This is a genomic window from Serratia sp. JSRIV001 (assembly GCF_019968745.1).
Taxonomy (GTDB): Bacteria; Pseudomonadota; Gammaproteobacteria; order Enterobacterales; family Enterobacteriaceae; genus Chania; species Chania fonticola_B.
In genome coordinates this window covers 243,677-262,248 of record NZ_CP074147.1, presented here as the reverse complement: position 1 = coordinate 262,248, position 18,572 = coordinate 243,677, and the positions used below count along the sequence as shown (strand labels likewise).

The following is an 18,572-nucleotide window of genomic DNA, read 5'->3' as shown; positions in this document are numbered from 1 at the left end:
ATCAGGCTTCGATCGCCATCTTCAGTTTCTTCATGGCGTTCTTTTCCAGCTGACGCACACGCTCGGCAGAAACGCCGTACTGATCGGCCAGCTCTTGCAGGGTGGACTTGTTGTCGTCGTCCAACCAGCGGGCGCGAATGATATGCTGGCTGCGCTCGTCCAGACCTTCCAGCGCGTAGGCCAGTTTGTCTGCGGCGTTGCTTTCCCAGTTATCTTCTTCGATCCCTTCGGCAAAGTCCGAGCTTTTATCCTGCAGATAGAGCATTGGGGCCATGGCATGGCCGTCACGCCTTTCGTCTTCCGGCGTTGGGTCAAAGGTCATGTCCTGTGCCGCCATACGCGACTCCATCTCACGCACGTCTTTGCTGGTGACACCCAGCTCGCGCGCGACCAGCTCCACTTCATCTTGGTTGAACCAGCCCAGACGCTGCTTGGTTTTACGCAGGTTGAAGAACAGCTTGCGCTGTGCCTTGGTGGTCGCCACTTTGACGATACGCCAGTTACGCAGCACGTATTCGTGAATTTCTGCCTTGATCCAATGCACCGCAAAGGACACCAGACGTACGCCAACCTCTGGGTTGAAGCGACGCACGGCCTTCATCAGGCCGATATTACCTTCCTGGATAAGATCTGCCACCGGCAAACCGTACCCTGAATAGTTACGGGCAATATGAGCGACAAAGCGCAGGTGAGACAGGATGAGCTGCTTAGCTGCTTCCAGATCGCCCTGATAATGCAGCCGTTCAGCCAGTTCCCGCTCTTCCTCTGCCGTCAGCATCGGATAGGTGTTGGCTGCCCGCAGGTAGGCTTCCAAGCTGCCCTGTGGGACTAAGGCTAAAGTGCGCATTTCTTTGGTCATTCAAAACCCTCTCTTGATAAAACTGGTCATGCAGGTGATTTCACGGCGGGGAGCTATTGATCTTGCGGCAGTTGCTGTTGCAAAAGCGGGTCCACACGCCGGGCACCTAAACATTTGCTGCAGATTTGGACCGTGCTCAACCCCAAAAGTTCACCGTTTTTCACACACAGTGCACACGACAATACGTCATGCAAGCTCAGGTTGATTGGGAATTTGTGCGTTTGAGAAGAGATCGGAGATGTTGAGGTCTGGCAGCTCTTCTCCCGCAGCACGGCAACCGGGCCGCAGCAGGAGAAGAGTATACCAAAAATTCACTATTGTGGTGTAAATCGGCGTAAATGTTGCACGGTGGCCAACCAGGCGGCAATCCAGCCGATCATCGCCGAGATCAGCAGCAGCAACAGCGCCTCATCCCAACCCAGGCCATGCAGGGTAAAGGTGGTGCCAAACACCTTCGCCACGTTGGTCACTACCGACTCCAGCTTCCACACCAGCGCGCCAGACAGGGCCAGCGACAGCAGCGCGCCGAAGAAGCCGAGCATTGCACCACCGTTGAGGAATGGCCGCAGGATAAAGCCGTCGGTGGCACCGATCAGCTTCATCACGTTGATGGTATCGCGACGGCTGAAGATGCTCAGACGCACGCTGTTACCAATCACCAGGAACACCGCCACCACCATCAGTATGCCGATCATCAAGGCCACCTGGCCCACCAACCCGGTCAGCGCCGCCAGGCGGGCAAACCAGCTGTCGTCCATCCTGACTTCATCCACGCCCTGCACCGCCGCCACGCGATCGCGCAGGGTGGTGAGCGTATCGGAACTCTGGAAACTCATCTGCGGCGTGACAATCGCCACGGCTGGCAGCGGGTTTTCTTCCAGCATATCCAGCGCGCCACCAAAACCAGACCAGTTGCGGAACTCGCCCCGCGCCTCTTCACGCGACAGGTAGTTCACCTTCTCCACCCCGGCCTCGGCCTTGATGGCATCCAGCACTTTGACCGCCGCGTCATCGTCGAGAGATTTATCCAGATACACCGTCAGCTGTGGCGTTGGGTACCACTGTGTCGCAGCGGTACTGACGTTTTTCCAGACGATGTAACAAACGCTCGGCAGCGTCAGGGAGATGGCGATGACCATCACGGTCAGCAGCGTTGCCAGCGGTTGGCGCAGCATATCGGCAATGGCGTTCATCCAGGCATAGCGCCACTGCTCACGCCAGCCACCGCGCAATGCCTTGCTCTTGGCGGTTTTTGCATTATTCGCCATGCTGTGCCCCCCCTACCATACGGCCCTGGCTCAGCGTCAGGATGCGGTAATTGCGCCGGGCGATCAGCCCGGTGTCGTGGGTTGCCATCAGCACCGTCACCCCAACGCGGTTAAATTCTTCAAACAGGCGCAGGATCCCTTCCGACAGGGCGTCGTCCAGGTTACCGGTCGGTTCATCCGCCAACAGCACCGCTGGCTTGTTCACCACCGCGCGGGCAATGCCAACGCGTTGCTGCTCACCACCGGAAAGCTGAATGGGGAAGTTCTTCGCTTTATCCAGCAGCCCGACCTTGTCCAGCGCAGCCGAAACGCGGCGACGGATATCTTCGGTACTGGCTCCGGCGATGACCAGCGGCATCGCCACGTTGTCATACACCGTACGATCCAGCAGCAGATGGTGATCCTGAAAAATCATGCCGATCTGGCGGCGCAGGAAAGGCACCTCGCGGTTTTTCAACCGGCTGATGTCATGCCCGCCAAACCAGATATGACCGGCGCTTGGCCGCTCAATCCCACAAATCAGTTTCAGCAGGGTACTTTTCCCCGCGCCGGAATGGCCGGTCAGAAACGCCATCTCCGCCGGACGCAGATGAAAATCTACCCCCTGCAGGGCTTGCCGTCCGCCCAGATAAGCTTTACTGACCTGTTCAAAGCGAATCATCCGTATCAATCCTCTCGGGCAAAAAGTGCCTCAATAAAGTCATCAGCCTTAAACGGCCGCAAATCTTCGATGCCTTCACCAACGCCGATGTAACGGATCGGGATAGTAAACTGATCGGCGATAGAGAAAATCACCCCGCCTTTGGCGGTACCGTCCAGTTTAGTCAGCGTTATGCCGGTCAGGCCCACGGCTTCATTAAATAATTTCGCCTGGTTAACCGCATTTTGTCCGGTGCTGGCATCCAGAGTCAGCATAACCTCATGGGGGGCCTGCTCGTCCAGTTTTTTCATCACCCGCACGATCTTCTTCAGCTCTTCCATCAGGTGCGCCTTGTTCTGCAGGCGACCGGCGGTGTCGGCGATCAGCACATCGATATTACGGGCTTTAGCCGCCTGCACCGCGTCGAAGATCACCGAAGCGGAATCGGCACCGGTATGCTGAGCGATGACCGGAATGCGGTTACGTTCGCCCCAGACCTGCAACTGTTCTACTGCAGCGGCGCGGAAGGTGTCGCCCGCGGCCAGCATCACCGATTTACCTTCGGCCTGGAACTGACGCGCCAGCTTGCCGATGGTGGTGGTTTTACCCACGCCGTTGACGCCAACCATCAAGATCACGAATGGCGTTTTGCCACCGACATCCAGTGGCTGATCCACCTTGGCGAGAATTTCCGCCATCTCTTCTTTCAGTTTGCCATACAGCGATTCGGCATCTTTCAATTGCTTACGGCTGGCGTGCAGAGTAAGAGACTCAATGATTTTACGAGTGGTTTCTACGCCTACGTCGGCGATTAACAGCTGTTCTTCCAGCTCTTCGAACAAATCGTCGTCGATCTTCTTGCCACGGAACAGGCCGATAAAGCCGGAACCCAGATTCTGTTTGGTTTTCAGCAGGCTGCGTTTAAGGCGCGCGAAGAAGCCTTCTTTGCTCGGGCGCTCTTGCTCTTGCGTTACCGCCGGAGCCAGCAGCTCAGGCTGTTCGGGTTCCGCATCCAGCTCAGGCTCGATAACCTCTTCAATCACCTCTGGCTCAGGTTCGATATTTTCAGCAGGCACTTCGATTACCGCTTCAATCACCTCAGGCTCAGGTTCGATAATTTCAGCAGGCACTTCGATTACCGCTTCAACCACCTCTGGCTCAGGTTCGATAATTTCAGCAGGCGCTTCGATTACCGCTTCAACCACCTCTGGCTCAGGTTCGATAATTTCAGCAGGCACTTCGATTACTGCCTCAACCACCTCTGGCTCAGGTTCGATAATTTCAGCAGGCGCTTCAATCAGCTCGGGCTCTTCTACTTGAGCCTCAGGCTGTTGCGCTACGGTGACTTCTTCGATCGCCACCGGCTCAGCATGGTGTTCGTCCAGCGGCAGGATATTTTCGGTGATAGGCTCGCCGCTCAGGCTGCTATCCCACTCCCCTGGAGTATCTTTGGTGGCGGCTGGAGCAGATCCCTGGGTAGGAAGCTTATCGTCCAGTTTGGGGGCAGCCGGGGTTTCTGCGGCCTGCTGTTCCGCCTGTTCTACGGCAGATTCAGGTTGTTGCTGCTCTTCTTCCTTCTGGCCGAAGCCCAGCCAGGAGAAAAACCCACGTTTTTTATCTTTTGCCATGTTCTGACCCTACTCCGTACCAATGGCTTGCAAATGCGAAAAATTAATTCGCCGAGTCTATCACTTTCCCTGGCACAGCAACACGCATCGGCAATGCTTTCATCGCGGTAGTTTTAACGCTCTCACCGCCTCCAGGCTGCAACTTATCCGCAATCCGGTATAGAATGGCGGTAACTTTTCGTTAACTTCGCAACTGATTAAGACTCTTTATGGCAAAACAACCACCGCGCGGCGCGCTCAAAAAACCGCAGACGGCCTCCGCTGGCCAGATCCGCATCATCGGCGGCCAATGGCGCGGGCGCAAACTGCCGGTGCCCAACAGTGAGGGGCTACGGCCAACCACCGACCGCGTACGCGAAACCTTGTTCAACTGGTTAGCCCCGGTGATCCGTGGGGCTCGCTGTCTGGACTGCTTCGCGGGTAGCGGTGCGTTGGGATTGGAAGCCTTATCGCGCTATGCCGAAAGCGCCACGCTGCTGGAATACGAGCGGCCAGTAGCCCAACAGCTGGGGAAAAACCTGGCGCTGTTGCAAGGCAATGGCAGCGTGGTGAATACCAACGCTTTGACCTGGCTGGCAGGTAACGGGCAACCTTTTGACGTGGTGTTTCTCGATCCCCCGTTCCGCAAAGGGTTGCTGGCCGATACCGTCACGCTGCTGGAACAACAGGGTTGGTTAGCGAACGAGGCCTGGATTTACGTCGAGGCCGAAGCCGAAAGCGCCGCCACCGATGTTCCTGCGACCTGGACACTGCACCGCGAGAAGGTCGCCGGCCAGGTAGCCTATCGTCTTTACCTCCGTACCCTTGAAGAGAAAACCGAACATGCTGATTAACCTGGGCCGTCTGCTGATGCTGTGCGTATGGGGCTTTCTGCTCACCAACCTGTTTCACCCGTATCCCAAGCCGTTGACCTACTTCATCAACGTAGCCTTGTTCTTTATGGTGGTGATGCACGGGCTACAGCTGGTGCTACTGAAATCCACCCAGCCGAAAGACCAGCCCATCAGCCGCTGGCTGGAAACCAAGATCTTTATTTTTGGCGTGTTTGAGCTGTTGGACTGGCAGAAAAAACAGCCGCCGCTGAAGAAAAAATAGCCTTTTAGCGGGCGCAGCATGCGGCGCCCCTACGATTTCTGCGCCGTGAAGGAGATAAAGCGGGTGCCCTGCAGGCTCAGCGTGCCCTGAGCGCCTTTATCTATCTGATTATATTGCTGCTGCGGCAACGGTATTTTGATCTCGCTGCCGCCCGTCAACGGACGGAAGTACACTTCGTAACGCATATCTTCCACCACGATATTTTCCCGCTGCCGCGAACGACGATTCGGCGAGGGGAACTCCCGCTTGGCGCTGACTTCCACCTGCAATGTACGCACCGGCTGGCGGTCATTATCCGCATCCTGGCGGCGTTTGTTGAGGTATTGGCGGGTCGCCAGCACCGCGATCAGCGCGATCACGGCAACAAAGAACAACGGTGGCTTACTCATTGACGGTTTTCCTCTTTTATCCGGCGGATTTCATTCACGCCTAAAACCGCGTAAACATAGCATTCGGAAGAAAGCATTGTCGAACCCACGCGCGCTGCTTACACTGAGAAAGTGACAACCTGGAGTTGGTTATCCCGGCTCCCATAATAAATAAGGAAGACATATGAGTTGGCCGTTCCTTGCCGTATTTTTTTCCGGTTGGTTGTTCGTTGATGCCTCCTATCGCGGCCCGCGCTGGCAACGCTGGGTATTTAAACCAGTCACCTTACTGCTGTTGCTGTTATTGGCCTGGCAGGCTCCGGTATTGGGCCCTGCGGGTTACCTGATCGTTTTGGGCCTGTTGGCTACGCTGGCGGGTGATGCCTTGTTACTGCTGCCGCGCGAGCGGGTGCTGTACGCCATCGGTGCTTTCTTCCTCTCACACCTGCTGTATACCCTGAGCTTTGCCAGCCAGATGACCTTCAGCCTGTTCTGGCCTTTGCCGCTGGTGCTGCTGGTGATTGGCGCACTGCTGCTGGCCATCATCTGGAGCCGGTTGGAAGAGATGCGCTGGCCGATCGCCACGCTGGTCGCTATGACGCTGCTGATGGTGTGGCTGGCGGGGGAACAATATTTCCTGCGCAGTACCGACTTTGGCTTCTCATTGCTGGCGGGTACCTCGCTGTTGCTGTTGGCGAATATCGTCTGGCTGCTGAACCGCTACCGCTTTACCTTCCGTGCGGCAGATGCCGTGGTCGCTTTCTGCTACTTCTCCGGGCATTTCCTCATCGTCCGCTCGCTATATCTGTAATGACAGGTTACGGATTCGGGCAACCGGATCCGTAGCCTCCCCCTCAATTAACAATAATTCTCATATCGCACTTGACTCTGGAGCCAGCTCCAAGGTGTAGAGTGCTTGTTGAGAGGATATTGGATTGCCTGAAGGGGGCGCTATGCAGACTCATAAACCACATAATCACCAAGAGCATCAGCATCAAGAACATAATCACGATCACGGCTGCGGCTGTAGTCATGACCACGCCAAAACCCAGCATGGCTGTAGCAATGAAAAAACCCCGGTGGGAGCAACCGCTGCCCATGACCATCACGCGGCCCACGATCACGGTGCCAGCTGCTGCAGTAGCGATGGCCCCGACGACCCGGATGAGGAAAGCGACAGGCTGGCTGCCGTTCCCCCTTCCGGCAGCCAGCGTTTCAGTTGGAAAGTCACCGGCATGGATTGCCCGAGCTGTGCCAAGAAAATCGAAAATGCCGTAACGTCGATCCCCGGCGTCGACAGCGCTCGCGTGCTGTTTGCCACGGAAAAACTGGTGGTGGATGCCCAATCCGACGTCAGCATGCGGATCCAGGACGCGGTAAAACAGGCTGGCTTTACCCTGTTGGGGACTAACCCGCCGGCAATAGGCGATGAACCCAAAACCTCCCGGTTTGGTGAGTACGGCCCTCTGCTGCTGCTCTCCGCACTGATGGTGCTCAGTTGGGTTCTCGACTTCTTCAACCCACGGCTGGGCGAAATTGCCTTTATTGCCACCACCTTGGTCGGCCTGGTGCCGATTGCCAGCAAAGCCTTGCGCCTGATCCGTTCAGGCACACCGTTTGCCATAGAAACCTTGATGAGCGTTGCCGCCATCGGTGCGCTGTTTATCGGTGCCACCGCCGAAGCGGCCATGGTGCTGCTGTTGTTTATGGTGGGAGAACTGCTGGAATCCTACGCGGCCAATCGTGCACGCCGTGGCGTGAAAGCGTTGATGGAACTGGTGCCGGAAGATGCTCTGCTTATCCAGGGCAGCGTACGTAAACGCGTGCCTGTAGTCAGCCTGCGCCCCGGTGACGTAATAGAGATCGCGCCCGGTGGCCGCTTGCCTGCCGATGCCGAGTTGCTAAACCCGTTCGCCAGCTTTGACGAAAGCGCTTTAACCGGTGAATCCGTGCCGGTAGAGCGCCAACAGGGTCAGAAAGTGGCCGCTGGCAGCCTGTCCGTCGATCAGGCCGCGCAGATGAAGGTCACTTCCGAGCCGGGTAAAAATGCCATCGACCGTATCCTGCAGCTGATTGAAGAGGCCGAAGAGCGCCGCGCACCGATTGAGCGCTTCCTCGATCGCTTCAGCCGTTACTACACTCCGGCGATCATGCTGCTGGCCGTGGCGGTGATCCTGGTGCCACCGCTGCTGTTTGCCGAGCCTTGGGAGATGTGGATCTATCGGGGTCTGACCTTGCTGCTGATCGGTTGTCCGTGTGCCTTGGTCATCTCCACGCCAGCGGCCATCACCTCTGGCCTTGCGGCGGCCACGCGCCGTGGCGCGCTGATTAAAGGTGGTGCGGCATTAGAACAATTGGGCCAAGTGCAAACCATCGCGTTCGACAAAACCGGTACGCTGACCGAAGGCAAACCGACGGTGACCGACGTGCTGCCTGCAGACGGCCTCAGCGAACAGCAACTGCTGGCCATTGCAGCGGCTGTCGAGACGGGCTCACATCATCCACTGGCACAGGCGATCGTCAAGCGCGCAGCGGAGAACGGGACTGCATTGCCACTGGCCGAAGGCCGCCGGGCTCTGGCGGGTATCGGGGTTGAAGGGAAGGTTGACGGTAAAACTATCCTGATCAGCGCACCGGGCAAGTTGACGGAAAACCAGTTGAGCAGCGAATGGCGCAGCCAGGTAGAGACGCTGGAAACGGCGGGTAAAACCGCAGTGGTGGTGCTAGAGGACGGGCAGCCTATCGGTTTGCTGGCGTTGCGTGACACCTTGCGTAGCGACGCTAAACAGGCGATTGCCGAGTTGACGCAATTAGGCGTTCGTGGCGTGATGCTCACAGGTGATAACCCGCGCGCTGCGGCCGCCATTGCCAATGAATTGGGGATCGATTACCGCGCCGGGTTAATGCCGGAAGACAAAGTGAACGCGGTAACCGAGCTGAGCAAGTTGCAACCTACCGCCATGATCGGCGACGGTATCAACGATGCCCCGGCGATGAAGGCCGCCAGCATTGGCATTGCGATGGGGAGCGGTACCGACGTGGCATTGGAAACGGCGGATGCCGCGCTGACACACAACCGGTTGACCGGCGTTGCCGAGATGATCCGCATCTCCCGCGCTACCCACGCTAATATTCGCCAGAACATTACCATTGCGCTTGGGCTGAAAGCGATTTTCCTGGTCACCACCCTACTGGGGATGACTGGCCTGTGGCTGGCCGTATTGGCAGACTCTGGAGCAACCGCGCTGGTGACCGCCAACGCCTTACGGCTGCTGAAGAAACGTACATAGTAGAACATCTGTCAGGCCCGTTATGGAAATGGGCCTGACAGCCAAAGGATTATTCTGCCAGGCCCTTACGCAGCAGGTAACGATATGGGGCCTGCTCGGTTTCCTGGGCCACCAGCGTATGTTCCATAAAACGGCAAAAACCCGGGATGTCGCGGGTGGTGGCCGGATCGTCGGCAATGATCAGCAAGGTTTTACCGTTATCCATATGGCGCACGGTTTTGCGCACCATCATGACCGGTTCCGGACAGCGCAGCCCCAGCGCGTCTAGCGTCTGGTCTGCCTGGGCAAAAATGTCAGTCATACATCTCTCTCGATCTAAAACGATCGGCGAACCCTCGCCGGATCTGATTACCCGCTAGTTTACGCCGGTAGTTTTTCTGCGCAAGATACGTTAACGTTTGCGTTAAATTTAACCATTGCATTGAATGCCCAAACGCGTACCATGTCGCCGCGCAGTTAACAATGGGTTCCCTCACCCCACACTCAAAAAGGCTACATTATGTATTCGTTTACCGATCGACAACGCTTAATCGCGTTGGTTTGGCTATCGCTATTTCACATCGCCATCATTACTTCCAGCAACTACCTGGTGCAGTTGCCGATCAGCATTTTCGGCTTTCACACCACCTGGGGTGCCTTCACTTTTCCGTTTATCTTCCTGGCCACTGACCTGACCGTACGGATCTTCGGTGCTCCGCTGGCACGCAGGATTATCCTTGCCGTGATGGTCCCGGCGCTGTTTATCTCCTATGTGATCTCCACCGTCACTTTCCAGGGTGAATGGCAGGGCTTTGCCGCCTTGACCAGCTTCAACCTGTTTGTAGCGCGTATCGCCGCCGCCAGCTTTATGGCCTACGTACTGGGCCAGATCCTGGACGTGCAGGTGTTCAACCGCCTACGTCAACGCAGTGCCTGGTGGGTTGCCCCCGCCGCGGCCATGTTCCTTGGCAATATCAGCGATACCCTGGCCTTCTTCTTTATCGCCTTCTACAAAAGCAGCGATCCCTTTATGGCCGCCAACTGGGTGGAAATCGCGCTGGTAGATTACAGCTTCAAGGTGCTGATCTGTCTGGTATTCTTCCTGCCGATGTACGGGGTGCTGCTCAATATGCTGCTCAAACGTCTGGCAGAACGCCAACCCGCCAACCGGTTGCAACTGAGTTAACCCGCCTTCTGGTTTATACTGGGCAGCCTGATTTAACGGAGGCTGCCCATGCGCTTAACCACTCGCCAAGCTACACTTGAAGAGATCTTCTCTCTTTACCTCTGCATTCCAGAATTTGGCAGTCTGCACAGCCTGAAAGATTTGCAGCAACGTATCGGGGATAACCCTTCTCACGGCTTGATTGCCGAAATTGATGGCCAGGCAGCCGGTTTTAAACTCGGCTATCAAACCGCGCCGGGGGAGTTCTACAGCTGGCTGGGCGCAGTTTTACCTGATTTTCGCCGCCAGGGTATCGCCCAAACCATGCTGGCGGAGCAAGAGCGTTGGGCGCGTTCGCAAGGCTATCAGCAACTGTGGGTAAAAACCCGCAACCAGTTCCGCGCCATGCTAATAATGCTCATTAGCCACGAATATCAGATTTTCACTCTAGAAAAGAAAGGCGAAGTAGACGAGTATCGTCTATTACTTAAAAAAAACCTGTGACATCTAGCCATACGGTCAACCAACTCTATCTGCAAAGGAATAAGGAACACCAGATGCGTAAAGTAACAAAATTGATGGGTATCGGCCTGTTAGTGCTTGGCCTGGCGGCCTGTGATAGCGCCACCAAAGACACTAATGCCCCCGCAGGCAGCGCAGCAGCCAGCGTCCCAAGCGGACAACAGGTGAGTTTATTGGATGGCAAGCTGACCTTTACCCTGCCTAACGGTTTGGCCGATCAGAGCGATAAGCTGACCAACCAACCAACTAACGTGCACATCTATGCCGACAGCACCAACCAGCGTGCGGTGATCGTGATCGTTGCCGACAAGGCAGCGGGCGATCTGGATACCCTGGCCAAACGCATGGAAGAGCAGCAACACTCCCGCGATGCCAACCTGCAGGTCATTACCAATAAAGCGGTTGAAATTAACGGCACGCCAATGCGCCAACTGGATACCGTGATCACCGTGGCTGGCCAGAAAGCCTACTCTGGCGTGCTGCTTGCTATGCTGCCAGACGGTAAGCAACTGACCCTGCAAATCACGCTGCCAGCGGATAACCAGCAGCAGTCTCAAAGCGTAGCGGCTGGCGTGTTCAATACGGTGAAGATCAAGCAGTAATCGCACTGGGCCAGCATGCTGGCCCGTTTAATCTGTTACGCCAATGCCTGTGCTAACAGGGTGATCGGATGTTCACAGCGCTTGCTGGTGGACATCTCGATCTGCCATTTGCAGGTTTCACAATCGGTGATCACCATATCCACTCCGCTGGCTTCAATCTGGCGAAATAGCGAGGCACCAATGCCTTGCGAGGTTTCATAGTTTTCCGACTTGAAGCCGTAAGTCCCGGCGATACCGCAGCACTGCGAGTCCAGCACCACCAGTTCCAGCCCTGGGATCTGCCGCAATAACTCCAGCGTATAGGCCGTCCAGCCCATTTTCTCCATATGACACGGCGTGTGGTAAGCCACCCGGAGCGGCGTCTGTTTGAGCGGCAAGGTGCGCCCTTGGCTGAGCAGACGATAGAGATAACGTGTAGCCAGCTCCACCCGTTCACGCACCGCCGAGGTGTCCACCTCCAGCAAATGCGGGTACTCATCACGCAGGGTAAACGTGCAGCTCGACGAAGTAGCCACCACCGGTATGCCTTTGGTCAGGACCGCCTCATGCAGCGATTCCGCATTCACTTTAGCCTGCTTCTTCGCCTGTGCAATAAAGCCGTTGGCGATCAGCGGTACGCCGCAGCATTTCTCCCGCTTGAGCAGCTGCACGCCGATATCCATGGCGTTAAACACCTTGATCAGGTCTTTGCCAAGCTGTGGATGGTTGTAGTTAACAAAGCAACCGTGGAAAAACGCCACCTGCTCGGCATAGCGCTGCTGCTGTTCCGCCTGCTGGCGGTACCAACGGCGGAAGGTGCCAAACGAGTATTTCGGCAGCTCACGCCGATGGTCGATCTTCAACGCCTTATCCAACAGCTTGCGTACCGGCTTCAGGCCGGTAGTCGCGTTAACGATAGGGGCAAACGGCGTCGAGAGCGTGCCCATGATGTCAGTGTGGCTGAGGATGGCATCGCGCAGCGTCGGTTTGCTTTGGCTGAAATTGGCCCGTGCGCGTTGGATAATATCGCCGATTTTAACGTCGGAGGGGCAAGCCACTTCGCAGCGCTTGCAGTTAGTGCAATACTTCAGCGCTTCGTCGTAAAGCGCCGGATCTTTCAGCCGCAGGCGCTCCCCATCAGGCCCGGCCTGCTTTGGCCCCGGATAGAGCGGGTTAGCCTTGGCAACCGGGCAATAGGTGGTGCAGACGGTGCATTTGATGCAGCTCTCGAAGCTGTTGTCTGGTAACAGGCTCATGCTGAAACCTCCTGTGCCAGGATCTGTTGGGCAACGTGCAGCGCGCCGAGCAGCGAAACCCCGGCGCCACAGCCCTGCTGCAACGGATCGTAACCGCCAGCCACGGCACCGATAGCATACAGATTGGTCATCGCCTCCCCCTGTTTTAACGCCCGTAGCGCGGTATCGGTCTGAACCCCAAATTGCAGGTACGGCTGCGGAGCAAACAGATTGGCATCGCTCCAGTCGGCGCGTTCGGCTTTGCTGTAAACGTCGAGGCCAAATACCGGCTCACGAATGCCGTCAAAACTAGCCACCAGGCCGTTGCTGAAGAAGCTGCCGCTGGCCAGTATCACCTGCTGCGCGCGCAGCGGAATATCGGTGTGATTGCGGGTATACAGACCGGTGACGCGCTGCCCGTCGAAGCTGGCACGCAACACGCTATCCCCCGGCATAAACACCCCACCCAGTTGCTGCAAACGCTGGCGCAAGGCCTGATGCAGCCGCATGCCGAGCACGGAAGGCGGCAGCGTGGGTAACAGGTAAACGGGCTTACCGACCAACCGGCGCAACGTCATCAACGGTTCATCATCCTCTAACCCCAGGCAGGCTGGCAGGAGGATGGCCTCAGCCTCTCCTGTCTGGCGCGTGATCTCTTCCGCCAACTGAGTCAGATGTTCTGGCAGATCCAGCACGCGGGCGATATTCACCGCGCGGAACTCGCTGGGATTATTACGTAGACGATCCAAAACAGGCAGATGCAAAAATGCCACCTCAGCCTTGAGACCCTGCTCTTGCATCAATGAGCTGGCCGCCATCTGCGGTTGGAAATCCAGAAAGCCTTCAATCCCCAGTACGGCGATATTCTGCCACGGCAACTTGCTGCCCAAGGGAGAGACAGGGATCGCCAGGGGGCTGAGCCAGGTGGCACGGCGGGTCCCGAGAGGGGTCACGCGTAGATGGTTTTGGCTGCTATCACCCTGCATCTGCCACCCGCAACGCTCTAATAATTGCTCAGCCTCCGTTGCCAGCGCGGCCACCTGTGTGGCTCCCATCAGGCTATACGGATGCTGCGGAGCCTGTTGCGCCAGTTCGGGCAAGGCAGACAGAGGCGATGCCACCGGCGTACCATCGGGCAAATGGGCCAACAGATCGAGCGAGCCGGAAGAAAAATAGAGCGCGCTTTGGCCGGAACTGACTACCGCGCAGCGTTTGCCATGCTCGGCTAAACGGATAGCACAGCTCATCCCAGCCAAGCCACCACCAATCACCACCGCATCAAATTGCATCATCCGCCTCCTGCTTAGGGTCGCCTTGCGCATCTAACCCACATAACCCTTGATATACCCAACTGGTGAATTCGCTCTCCCGCAGGGCATCGCCCCAGGCGATAGGCCGCACGCCTTTCCAGCGTTCATTGAGGAAATGGGACAGTTGGGTGATGGATTGCTGCGGCGTTACCACGTTAAACCGCGTCAACAAACCTGCGGCACGGCAGGCGCACAGCTCACCCTGGCAGGTCCCCATACCCACGCGGGTACGGCGGCGCAGATCGACCAGATTGTTGACGGTCAGAGAATCCACCGCATAGCGCACCTCACCGGCGGTCACTGCTTCACACTCACACACCAGGCTGTTGTCCAGCCGGTTACCAGAAGGGACCAGGCTGGCGCGATCGCCATGGCGGTACACCGCCGACCCCCGGATGCTGGCAGGCAGTGAAACCACGCTGCGCACCGTTTCTTCGGCGCTCTGACGGGAACCGGGCAACGCCGCTTCCGCCGTGGTGCAAGGGCTGTCGATGCCCAGCTTGGCGCAGACCAGGTCGGTGGTCCATTCGGCCATCAGCCGGTAAGTCATCAATTTGCCGCCGGTAATGGTGATAAAGCCTTCCAACCCATCGCGCGCCGCATGATCGAGCAGCACGATGCCACGGCTGACGTTACGCCCGGAGGGATCGTCGTCGCTGGCGACCAGTGGCCGCACGCCCGCATAGGCACGCAGAATGCGCGTTTGCGCCAATTTCGGCGCCAGCAGAGTACCTTCTCGGATTAATATATCCACTTCCTGTGGCGTCACGACCATGTTGTCGATCTGGTCGTAATCGATATGGGTAGAGGTGGTGCCAATCAGCGAGATGGTGTCGCCAGGCACCAGAATGTCGGCATCCGCCGGTTTGCGGCAGCGGTTAATCACCATGTTATTGATGCGATGGCCCAGGATCAGCAATGCCCCTTTGGCAGGGAACATGCGGATGCGCAGATCGGCATACTCGGCAATTTGCTGGCCCCAGATCCCGGCGGCGTTGACCACCACCTGAGCATGAATATCGTACTGTTGTGCGGCCTTGTGATCGAAAACGCGCACGCCCGTCACGCGATCGCCAGTACGCAACAAACCGGTAACCTGATGATAGGTGAGGATTTGTGCGCCATGTTCACGCGCATCAAGCATGTTGGCCGCCGTTAAGCGGAAAGGATCGACGGTGCCATCCGGCACCCGCACTGCGCCGATCAGCGCCGGGTTAGCCGCAGGCTCCAGGCGTAATGCCAGCGCGGGGTCAATGGCTTCGGCCTCGATCCCGGCGCTGCGACAGGCGGCAATAAACTGCTGCTGAAAGGCCAATGAGTCCTGAGGCAAGGTAATGAACAGGCCATCGGTACGTTCGATGCAGTGGTGGGCAATACGCTTGAGAATGCGGTTTTCTTCAATACATTCGCGTGCAGATTCGCCGTCGGTGACCGAATAGCGCGCTCCGCTGTGCAACAACCCGTGGTTGCGGCCAGTAGCGCCAGTGGCGATGTCATGCCTTTCCAGTAAAACGCAACGCAGACCGCGCCGCGCACAGTCACGGGCAATCCCCGCGCCGGTAGCGCCGCCGCCAATGATGATCACGTCCGTTTCGGTGATTGGTGAGTTGTTGCTCATCACGCCCCCTGAGCCTGTAGTTATGGCTTTATTTAGCCACAGTCAGTAGGGTTTTTGTTTGATAAGGAACAATAACGAACAGAAAACGAAAATAATATGGCCATAAAAAGCCATGAATGTGACAAACATCACGTATTTGTGCTATTTAGCCATTCCAAAATGTTAACCGATCACTCAAAATTCGCCACAGTTTCATAAAAGTGTAACAAATGAGCCATCCATCACGGTGTGACCGGGGGGTTTTCTCTAGCATTGCGCTCGTTATGGAACATTTAACAACACTTCAGGTATCCGCAAGCTCATCTTCAGGACAGCCGTTTCCTGTTGAGGCAATAAACAGATAAAGCCATCGGAGGCGCTCATGTTGAGTATTTTTAAGCCAGCCGCACACATTTCTCGTGTGCCAGTCGACAAGGTAGACCCGCTCTACCGTAAGCTGCGCTGGCAGATTTTTATGGGGATCTTTTTTGGTTACGCCGCCTACTATCTGGTGCGTAAAAACTTCACCCTGGCGATGCCGTATCTGATCGATCAGGGCTTCAGCCGTGGTGACCTGGGCTTCGCGCTGTCAGGGATTTCCATCGCCTACGGTTTCTCCAAGTTCATCATGGGGTCGGTTTCAGACCGCTCCAACCCGCGCGTATTTCTACCCGCCGGCCTGATACTGGCCGCTGCCGTCATGCTGTTTATGGGCTTCGTGCCTTGGGCAACCTCCAGCATTGCCGTGATGTTCGTGCTGCTGTTCCTGTGTGGTTGGTTCCAAGGTATGGGCTGGCCGCCTTGTGGCCGTACCATGGTGCACTGGTGGTCGCAGAAAGAGCGTGGCGGTATCGTTTCGGTATGGAACTGTGCGCACAACGTCGGTGGCGGCCTGCCTCCACTGCTGTTCCTGCTGGGTATGGCCTGGTTTAACGACTGGCATGCGGCGCTGTATATGCCTGCCTTCGGTGCGATCCTGGTGGCCCTGATCGCCTTCGCCTTGATGCGCGACACCCCGCAATCTGTTGGTCTGCCACCGATTGAAGAATACAAAAACGACTATCCGGATGATTATACCGAAGAAGCAGAAGAAGAGCTGACAGCCAAGCAGATCTTCATGCAGTACGTGTTGCCAAACAAACTGCTGTGGTACATCGCGATCGCCAACGTGTTCGTGTATCTGCTGCGCTACGGCATCCTGGACTGGTCACCAACCTACCTGAAAGAAGTGAAACACTTCGCACTGGATAAGTCCTCCTGGGCCTACTTCCTTTACGAATACGCTGGTATTCCAGGCACCCTGCTGTGCGGCTGGATGTCGGACAAGGTGTTTAAAGGCAACCGTGGTGCCACCGGGGTGTTCTTCATGGTGCTGGTAACCATCGCCACCATCGTTTACTGGCTGAACCCGGTGGGTAACCCTGGCATCGATATGGCCTGTATGATCACCATCGGCTTCCTGATCTATGGCCCAGTCATGCTGATCGGCCTGCACGCGCTGGAACTGGCACCGAAGAAAGCGGCAGGTACCGCCGCCGGCTTTACCGGTCTGTTCGGTTACCTGGGGGGCTCGGTCGCAGCCAGCGCCATCGTCGGCTATACCGTTGACTACTTCGGTTGGGACGGCGGCTTTATGGTGATGATCGGCGGCAGCATCGGTGCGGTGATCCTGCTGGTGCTGACCATGATCAGCGAGAAGAAACACCACGCAGAAATCGCGGCTAAACGCGGCTAAAAGCTAAGCGGGCGCAGTATGCAGCGCCCCTACCCTTTATCGTTAATCTAAGGCCGCGCTTGTGCGGCCTTTTTCTTACCTCTACAACATGGAGCTACACAGAATGCGGACTCAAACCAAAGCCCTGCTGACAGGGATCATTCTTGCCACTTCAATGCTCAGTGCCGCCCAGGCTGCGGATAAAGTCGTTATCGCTCACCGCGGTGCCAGCGGCTATCTGCCGGAGCATACGTTACCGGCCAAGGCAATGGCCTACGCGCAGGGCGCCGACTTCCTTGAGCAAGATCTGGTGATGACCAAAGACAACGAGCTGGTAGTGTTGCACGACCATTATCTGGATCGCGTCACCGACGTTGCCGAACGTTTCCCGGACCGGGCGCGTAAAGATGGCCGCTACTACGCCATCGACTTTACGCTGCCTGAGATCAAATCACTGAAGTTCACCGAAGGCTTTGATATCAAAGACGGTAAGCAGGTGCAAAGCTACCCTGGCCGCTTCCCGATGGGCAAATCCGACTTCCGCGTCCACACCTTCCAGGAAGAGATCGAGTTCGTGCAGGGTCTCAACCATTCAACCGGCAAGAACATCGGCCTCTACCCGGAAATCAAGGCCCCCTGGTTCCATCAGCAGGAAGGAAAAGACATCTCCACCAAGGTGCTGGAAGTCCTCAAGCAATACGGCTACACCAGCAAGAGCGACAACGTCTATCTGCAGTGTTTTGATGCCAACGAGCTGAAACGCATCAAGGATCAGTTGGAACCCAAGATGGGGATGGATCTGAAGCTGGTACAGCTGATTGCCTACACCGACTGGAACGAAACCTACGAGCAGAAGGCCGACGGCAAGTGGGTCAACTATGACTACGACTGGATGTTCAAACCGGGCGCGATGAAAAAGATCGCCCAGTATGCCGACGGCATCGGGCCTGATTATCACATGCTGATCGTCGAAGAGAAATCGAAGCCGAACCAGATTGTGTTGACCGATATGGTCAAGGACGCTCATGCCAGCAATATGGCGGTGCACCCTTACACCATTCGTGCCGATAAGCTGCCGAAATACGTCACCGACGTGAACCAGCTGTTCGACGCGATTTACAATCAGGCGGGCGTTGACGGCGTGTTTACCGACTTCCCGGACAAGGGTGTACAGTTCCTGCAAAAGCAGGGGCAACATAAGTAACGACAACTCCCCACCGGGTTACCCGGTGGGGATCAGAACCAAGTCTGCCGTAACAGCAAAGCAACCACATAAATGCCTATGCCAGAGGCTGAACCGGGATTGAAAAGCTCGATCGAG

General features: G+C 56.7%; 18 protein-coding genes. 9 read left to right on the top strand and 9 right to left on the bottom strand.

Annotated features, from left to right (window positions below):
* Nucleotide 1: 1 nt before the first annotated feature.
* The 4 genes from rpoH to ftsY all read right to left on the bottom strand — a co-directional run bounded on the left by rpoH (nucleotide 2) and on the right by ftsY (nucleotide 4,395).
* Complete coding sequence (gene rpoH, locus KGP17_RS01110) at nucleotides 2-859, bottom strand: RNA polymerase sigma factor RpoH (protein ID WP_223498714.1); 858 nt, start codon at nucleotides 857-859, stop codon at nucleotides 2-4.
* A 314-nt stretch (nucleotides 860-1,173) separates the two neighbouring features.
* Complete coding sequence (gene ftsX, locus KGP17_RS01105) at nucleotides 1,174-2,127, bottom strand: permease-like cell division protein FtsX (protein WP_021181504.1); 954 nt, start codon at nucleotides 2,125-2,127, stop codon at nucleotides 1,174-1,176.
* The gene (gene ftsE / locus KGP17_RS01100; RefSeq protein ID WP_021181505.1) at nucleotides 2,117-2,788 is read right to left on the bottom strand and encodes a cell division ATP-binding protein FtsE; all 672 of its coding nucleotides are present in this window, start codon (nucleotides 2,786-2,788) and stop codon (nucleotides 2,117-2,119) included. Before ftsE ends, ftsX begins: the two co-directional genes overlap by 11 nt.
* A gap of 5 nt (nucleotides 2,789-2,793) precedes the next feature.
* Nucleotides 2,794-4,395 (bottom strand): signal recognition particle-docking protein FtsY, encoded by a 1,602-nt coding sequence (ftsY, locus tag KGP17_RS01095; protein ID WP_223498713.1) that lies wholly within the window; start codon nucleotides 4,393-4,395, stop codon nucleotides 2,794-2,796.
* 209 nt (nucleotides 4,396-4,604) lie between these two features.
* Here ftsY and rsmD point away from each other — a divergent pair, with 209 nt between their 5' ends.
* Nucleotides 4,605-5,228 carry a 16S rRNA (guanine(966)-N(2))-methyltransferase gene (gene rsmD, locus KGP17_RS01090; RefSeq protein WP_021181507.1) on the top strand — a complete coding sequence of 208 codons (624 nt, stop codon included), beginning with the start codon at nucleotides 4,605-4,607 and terminating at the stop codon, nucleotides 5,226-5,228.
* Nucleotides 5,218-5,490: a DUF1145 family protein gene (locus tag KGP17_RS01085; protein ID WP_021181508.1), complete on the top strand. Its 273-nt coding sequence runs from the start codon at nucleotides 5,218-5,220 to the stop codon at nucleotides 5,488-5,490. The genes rsmD and KGP17_RS01085 overlap by 11 nt, the downstream gene beginning before the upstream one ends.
* A gap of 29 nt (nucleotides 5,491-5,519) precedes the next feature.
* On the opposite strand, the gene KGP17_RS01080 is transcribed toward KGP17_RS01085, so the two are convergent.
* The gene (locus KGP17_RS01080; RefSeq protein ID WP_021181509.1) at nucleotides 5,520-5,879 is read right to left on the bottom strand and encodes a DUF2500 domain-containing protein; all 360 of its coding nucleotides are present in this window, start codon (nucleotides 5,877-5,879) and stop codon (nucleotides 5,520-5,522) included.
* Between the two features lie 163 nt (nucleotides 5,880-6,042).
* On the opposite strand from KGP17_RS01080, the gene KGP17_RS01075 reads away from it, so the two are divergent.
* Both KGP17_RS01075 and KGP17_RS01070 read left to right on the top strand, forming a co-directional pair.
* The gene (locus KGP17_RS01075; RefSeq protein WP_021181510.1) at nucleotides 6,043-6,669 is read left to right on the top strand and encodes a lysoplasmalogenase; all 627 of its coding nucleotides are present in this window, start codon (nucleotides 6,043-6,045) and stop codon (nucleotides 6,667-6,669) included.
* Nucleotides 6,670-6,811: 142 nt separating this feature from the next.
* On the top strand, nucleotides 6,812-9,148 hold the full coding sequence (locus KGP17_RS01070; protein WP_223498712.1) for a zinc/cadmium/mercury/lead-transporting ATPase: 2,337 nt from the start codon (nucleotides 6,812-6,814) through the stop codon (nucleotides 9,146-9,148).
* A gap of 49 nt (nucleotides 9,149-9,197) precedes the next feature.
* Here KGP17_RS01070 and tusA read toward each other — a convergent pair whose 3' ends face one another.
* Nucleotides 9,198-9,449, bottom strand: coding sequence for a sulfurtransferase TusA (tusA, locus tag KGP17_RS01065; protein WP_021181512.1), 252 nt, complete (start codon nucleotides 9,447-9,449; stop codon nucleotides 9,198-9,200).
* Nucleotides 9,450-9,647: 198 nt separating this feature from the next.
* Between tusA and KGP17_RS01060 the strand changes: the two genes are divergently transcribed.
* Genes KGP17_RS01060 through KGP17_RS01050 form a run of 3 tightly spaced genes read left to right on the top strand, consistent with a single transcriptional unit; the run spans nucleotide 9,648 to nucleotide 11,416 of the window.
* A complete protein-coding gene (locus KGP17_RS01060) occupies nucleotides 9,648-10,313 on the top strand; it encodes a 7-cyano-7-deazaguanine/7-aminomethyl-7-deazaguanine transporter (protein WP_021181513.1) in 666 nt (221 codons plus the stop codon).
* 48 nt (nucleotides 10,314-10,361) lie between these two features.
* Complete coding sequence (locus tag KGP17_RS01055) at nucleotides 10,362-10,796, top strand: GNAT family N-acetyltransferase (protein WP_209555259.1); 435 nt, start codon at nucleotides 10,362-10,364, stop codon at nucleotides 10,794-10,796.
* 53 nt (nucleotides 10,797-10,849) lie between these two features.
* Nucleotides 10,850-11,416: a DcrB family lipoprotein gene (locus KGP17_RS01050; protein ID WP_021807781.1), complete on the top strand. Its 567-nt coding sequence runs from the start codon at nucleotides 10,850-10,852 to the stop codon at nucleotides 11,414-11,416.
* Nucleotides 11,417-11,451: 35 nt separating this feature from the next.
* Here KGP17_RS01050 and glpC read toward each other — a convergent pair whose 3' ends face one another.
* The 3 genes from glpC to glpA are packed head-to-tail and all read right to left on the bottom strand — an operon-like array spanning nucleotide 11,452 to nucleotide 15,558.
* A complete protein-coding gene (gene glpC / locus KGP17_RS01045) occupies nucleotides 11,452-12,651 on the bottom strand; it encodes an anaerobic glycerol-3-phosphate dehydrogenase subunit GlpC (RefSeq protein ID WP_223498711.1) in 1,200 nt (399 codons plus the stop codon).
* Nucleotides 12,648-13,919: a glycerol-3-phosphate dehydrogenase subunit GlpB gene (gene glpB, locus KGP17_RS01040; protein WP_223499737.1), complete on the bottom strand. Its 1,272-nt coding sequence runs from the start codon at nucleotides 13,917-13,919 to the stop codon at nucleotides 12,648-12,650. The genes glpC and glpB overlap by 4 nt, the downstream gene beginning before the upstream one ends.
* Complete coding sequence (glpA, locus tag KGP17_RS01035) at nucleotides 13,909-15,558, bottom strand: anaerobic glycerol-3-phosphate dehydrogenase subunit A (RefSeq protein WP_021807778.1); 1,650 nt, start codon at nucleotides 15,556-15,558, stop codon at nucleotides 13,909-13,911. Before glpA ends, glpB begins: the two co-directional genes overlap by 11 nt.
* A gap of 361 nt (nucleotides 15,559-15,919) precedes the next feature.
* On the opposite strand from glpA, the gene glpT reads away from it, so the two are divergent.
* Both glpT and glpQ read left to right on the top strand, forming a co-directional pair.
* Nucleotides 15,920-17,272, top strand: a complete 1,353-nt coding sequence (gene glpT / locus KGP17_RS01030; protein WP_021181519.1) for a glycerol-3-phosphate transporter — start codon at nucleotides 15,920-15,922, stop codon at nucleotides 17,270-17,272.
* Nucleotides 17,273-17,375: 103 nt separating this feature from the next.
* Entirely contained in the window at nucleotides 17,376-18,455 is a 1,080-nt protein-coding gene (glpQ, locus tag KGP17_RS01025) for a glycerophosphodiester phosphodiesterase (RefSeq protein WP_021807777.1), read from the top strand.
* The last annotated feature ends 117 nt before the right edge of the window (nucleotides 18,456-18,572 follow it).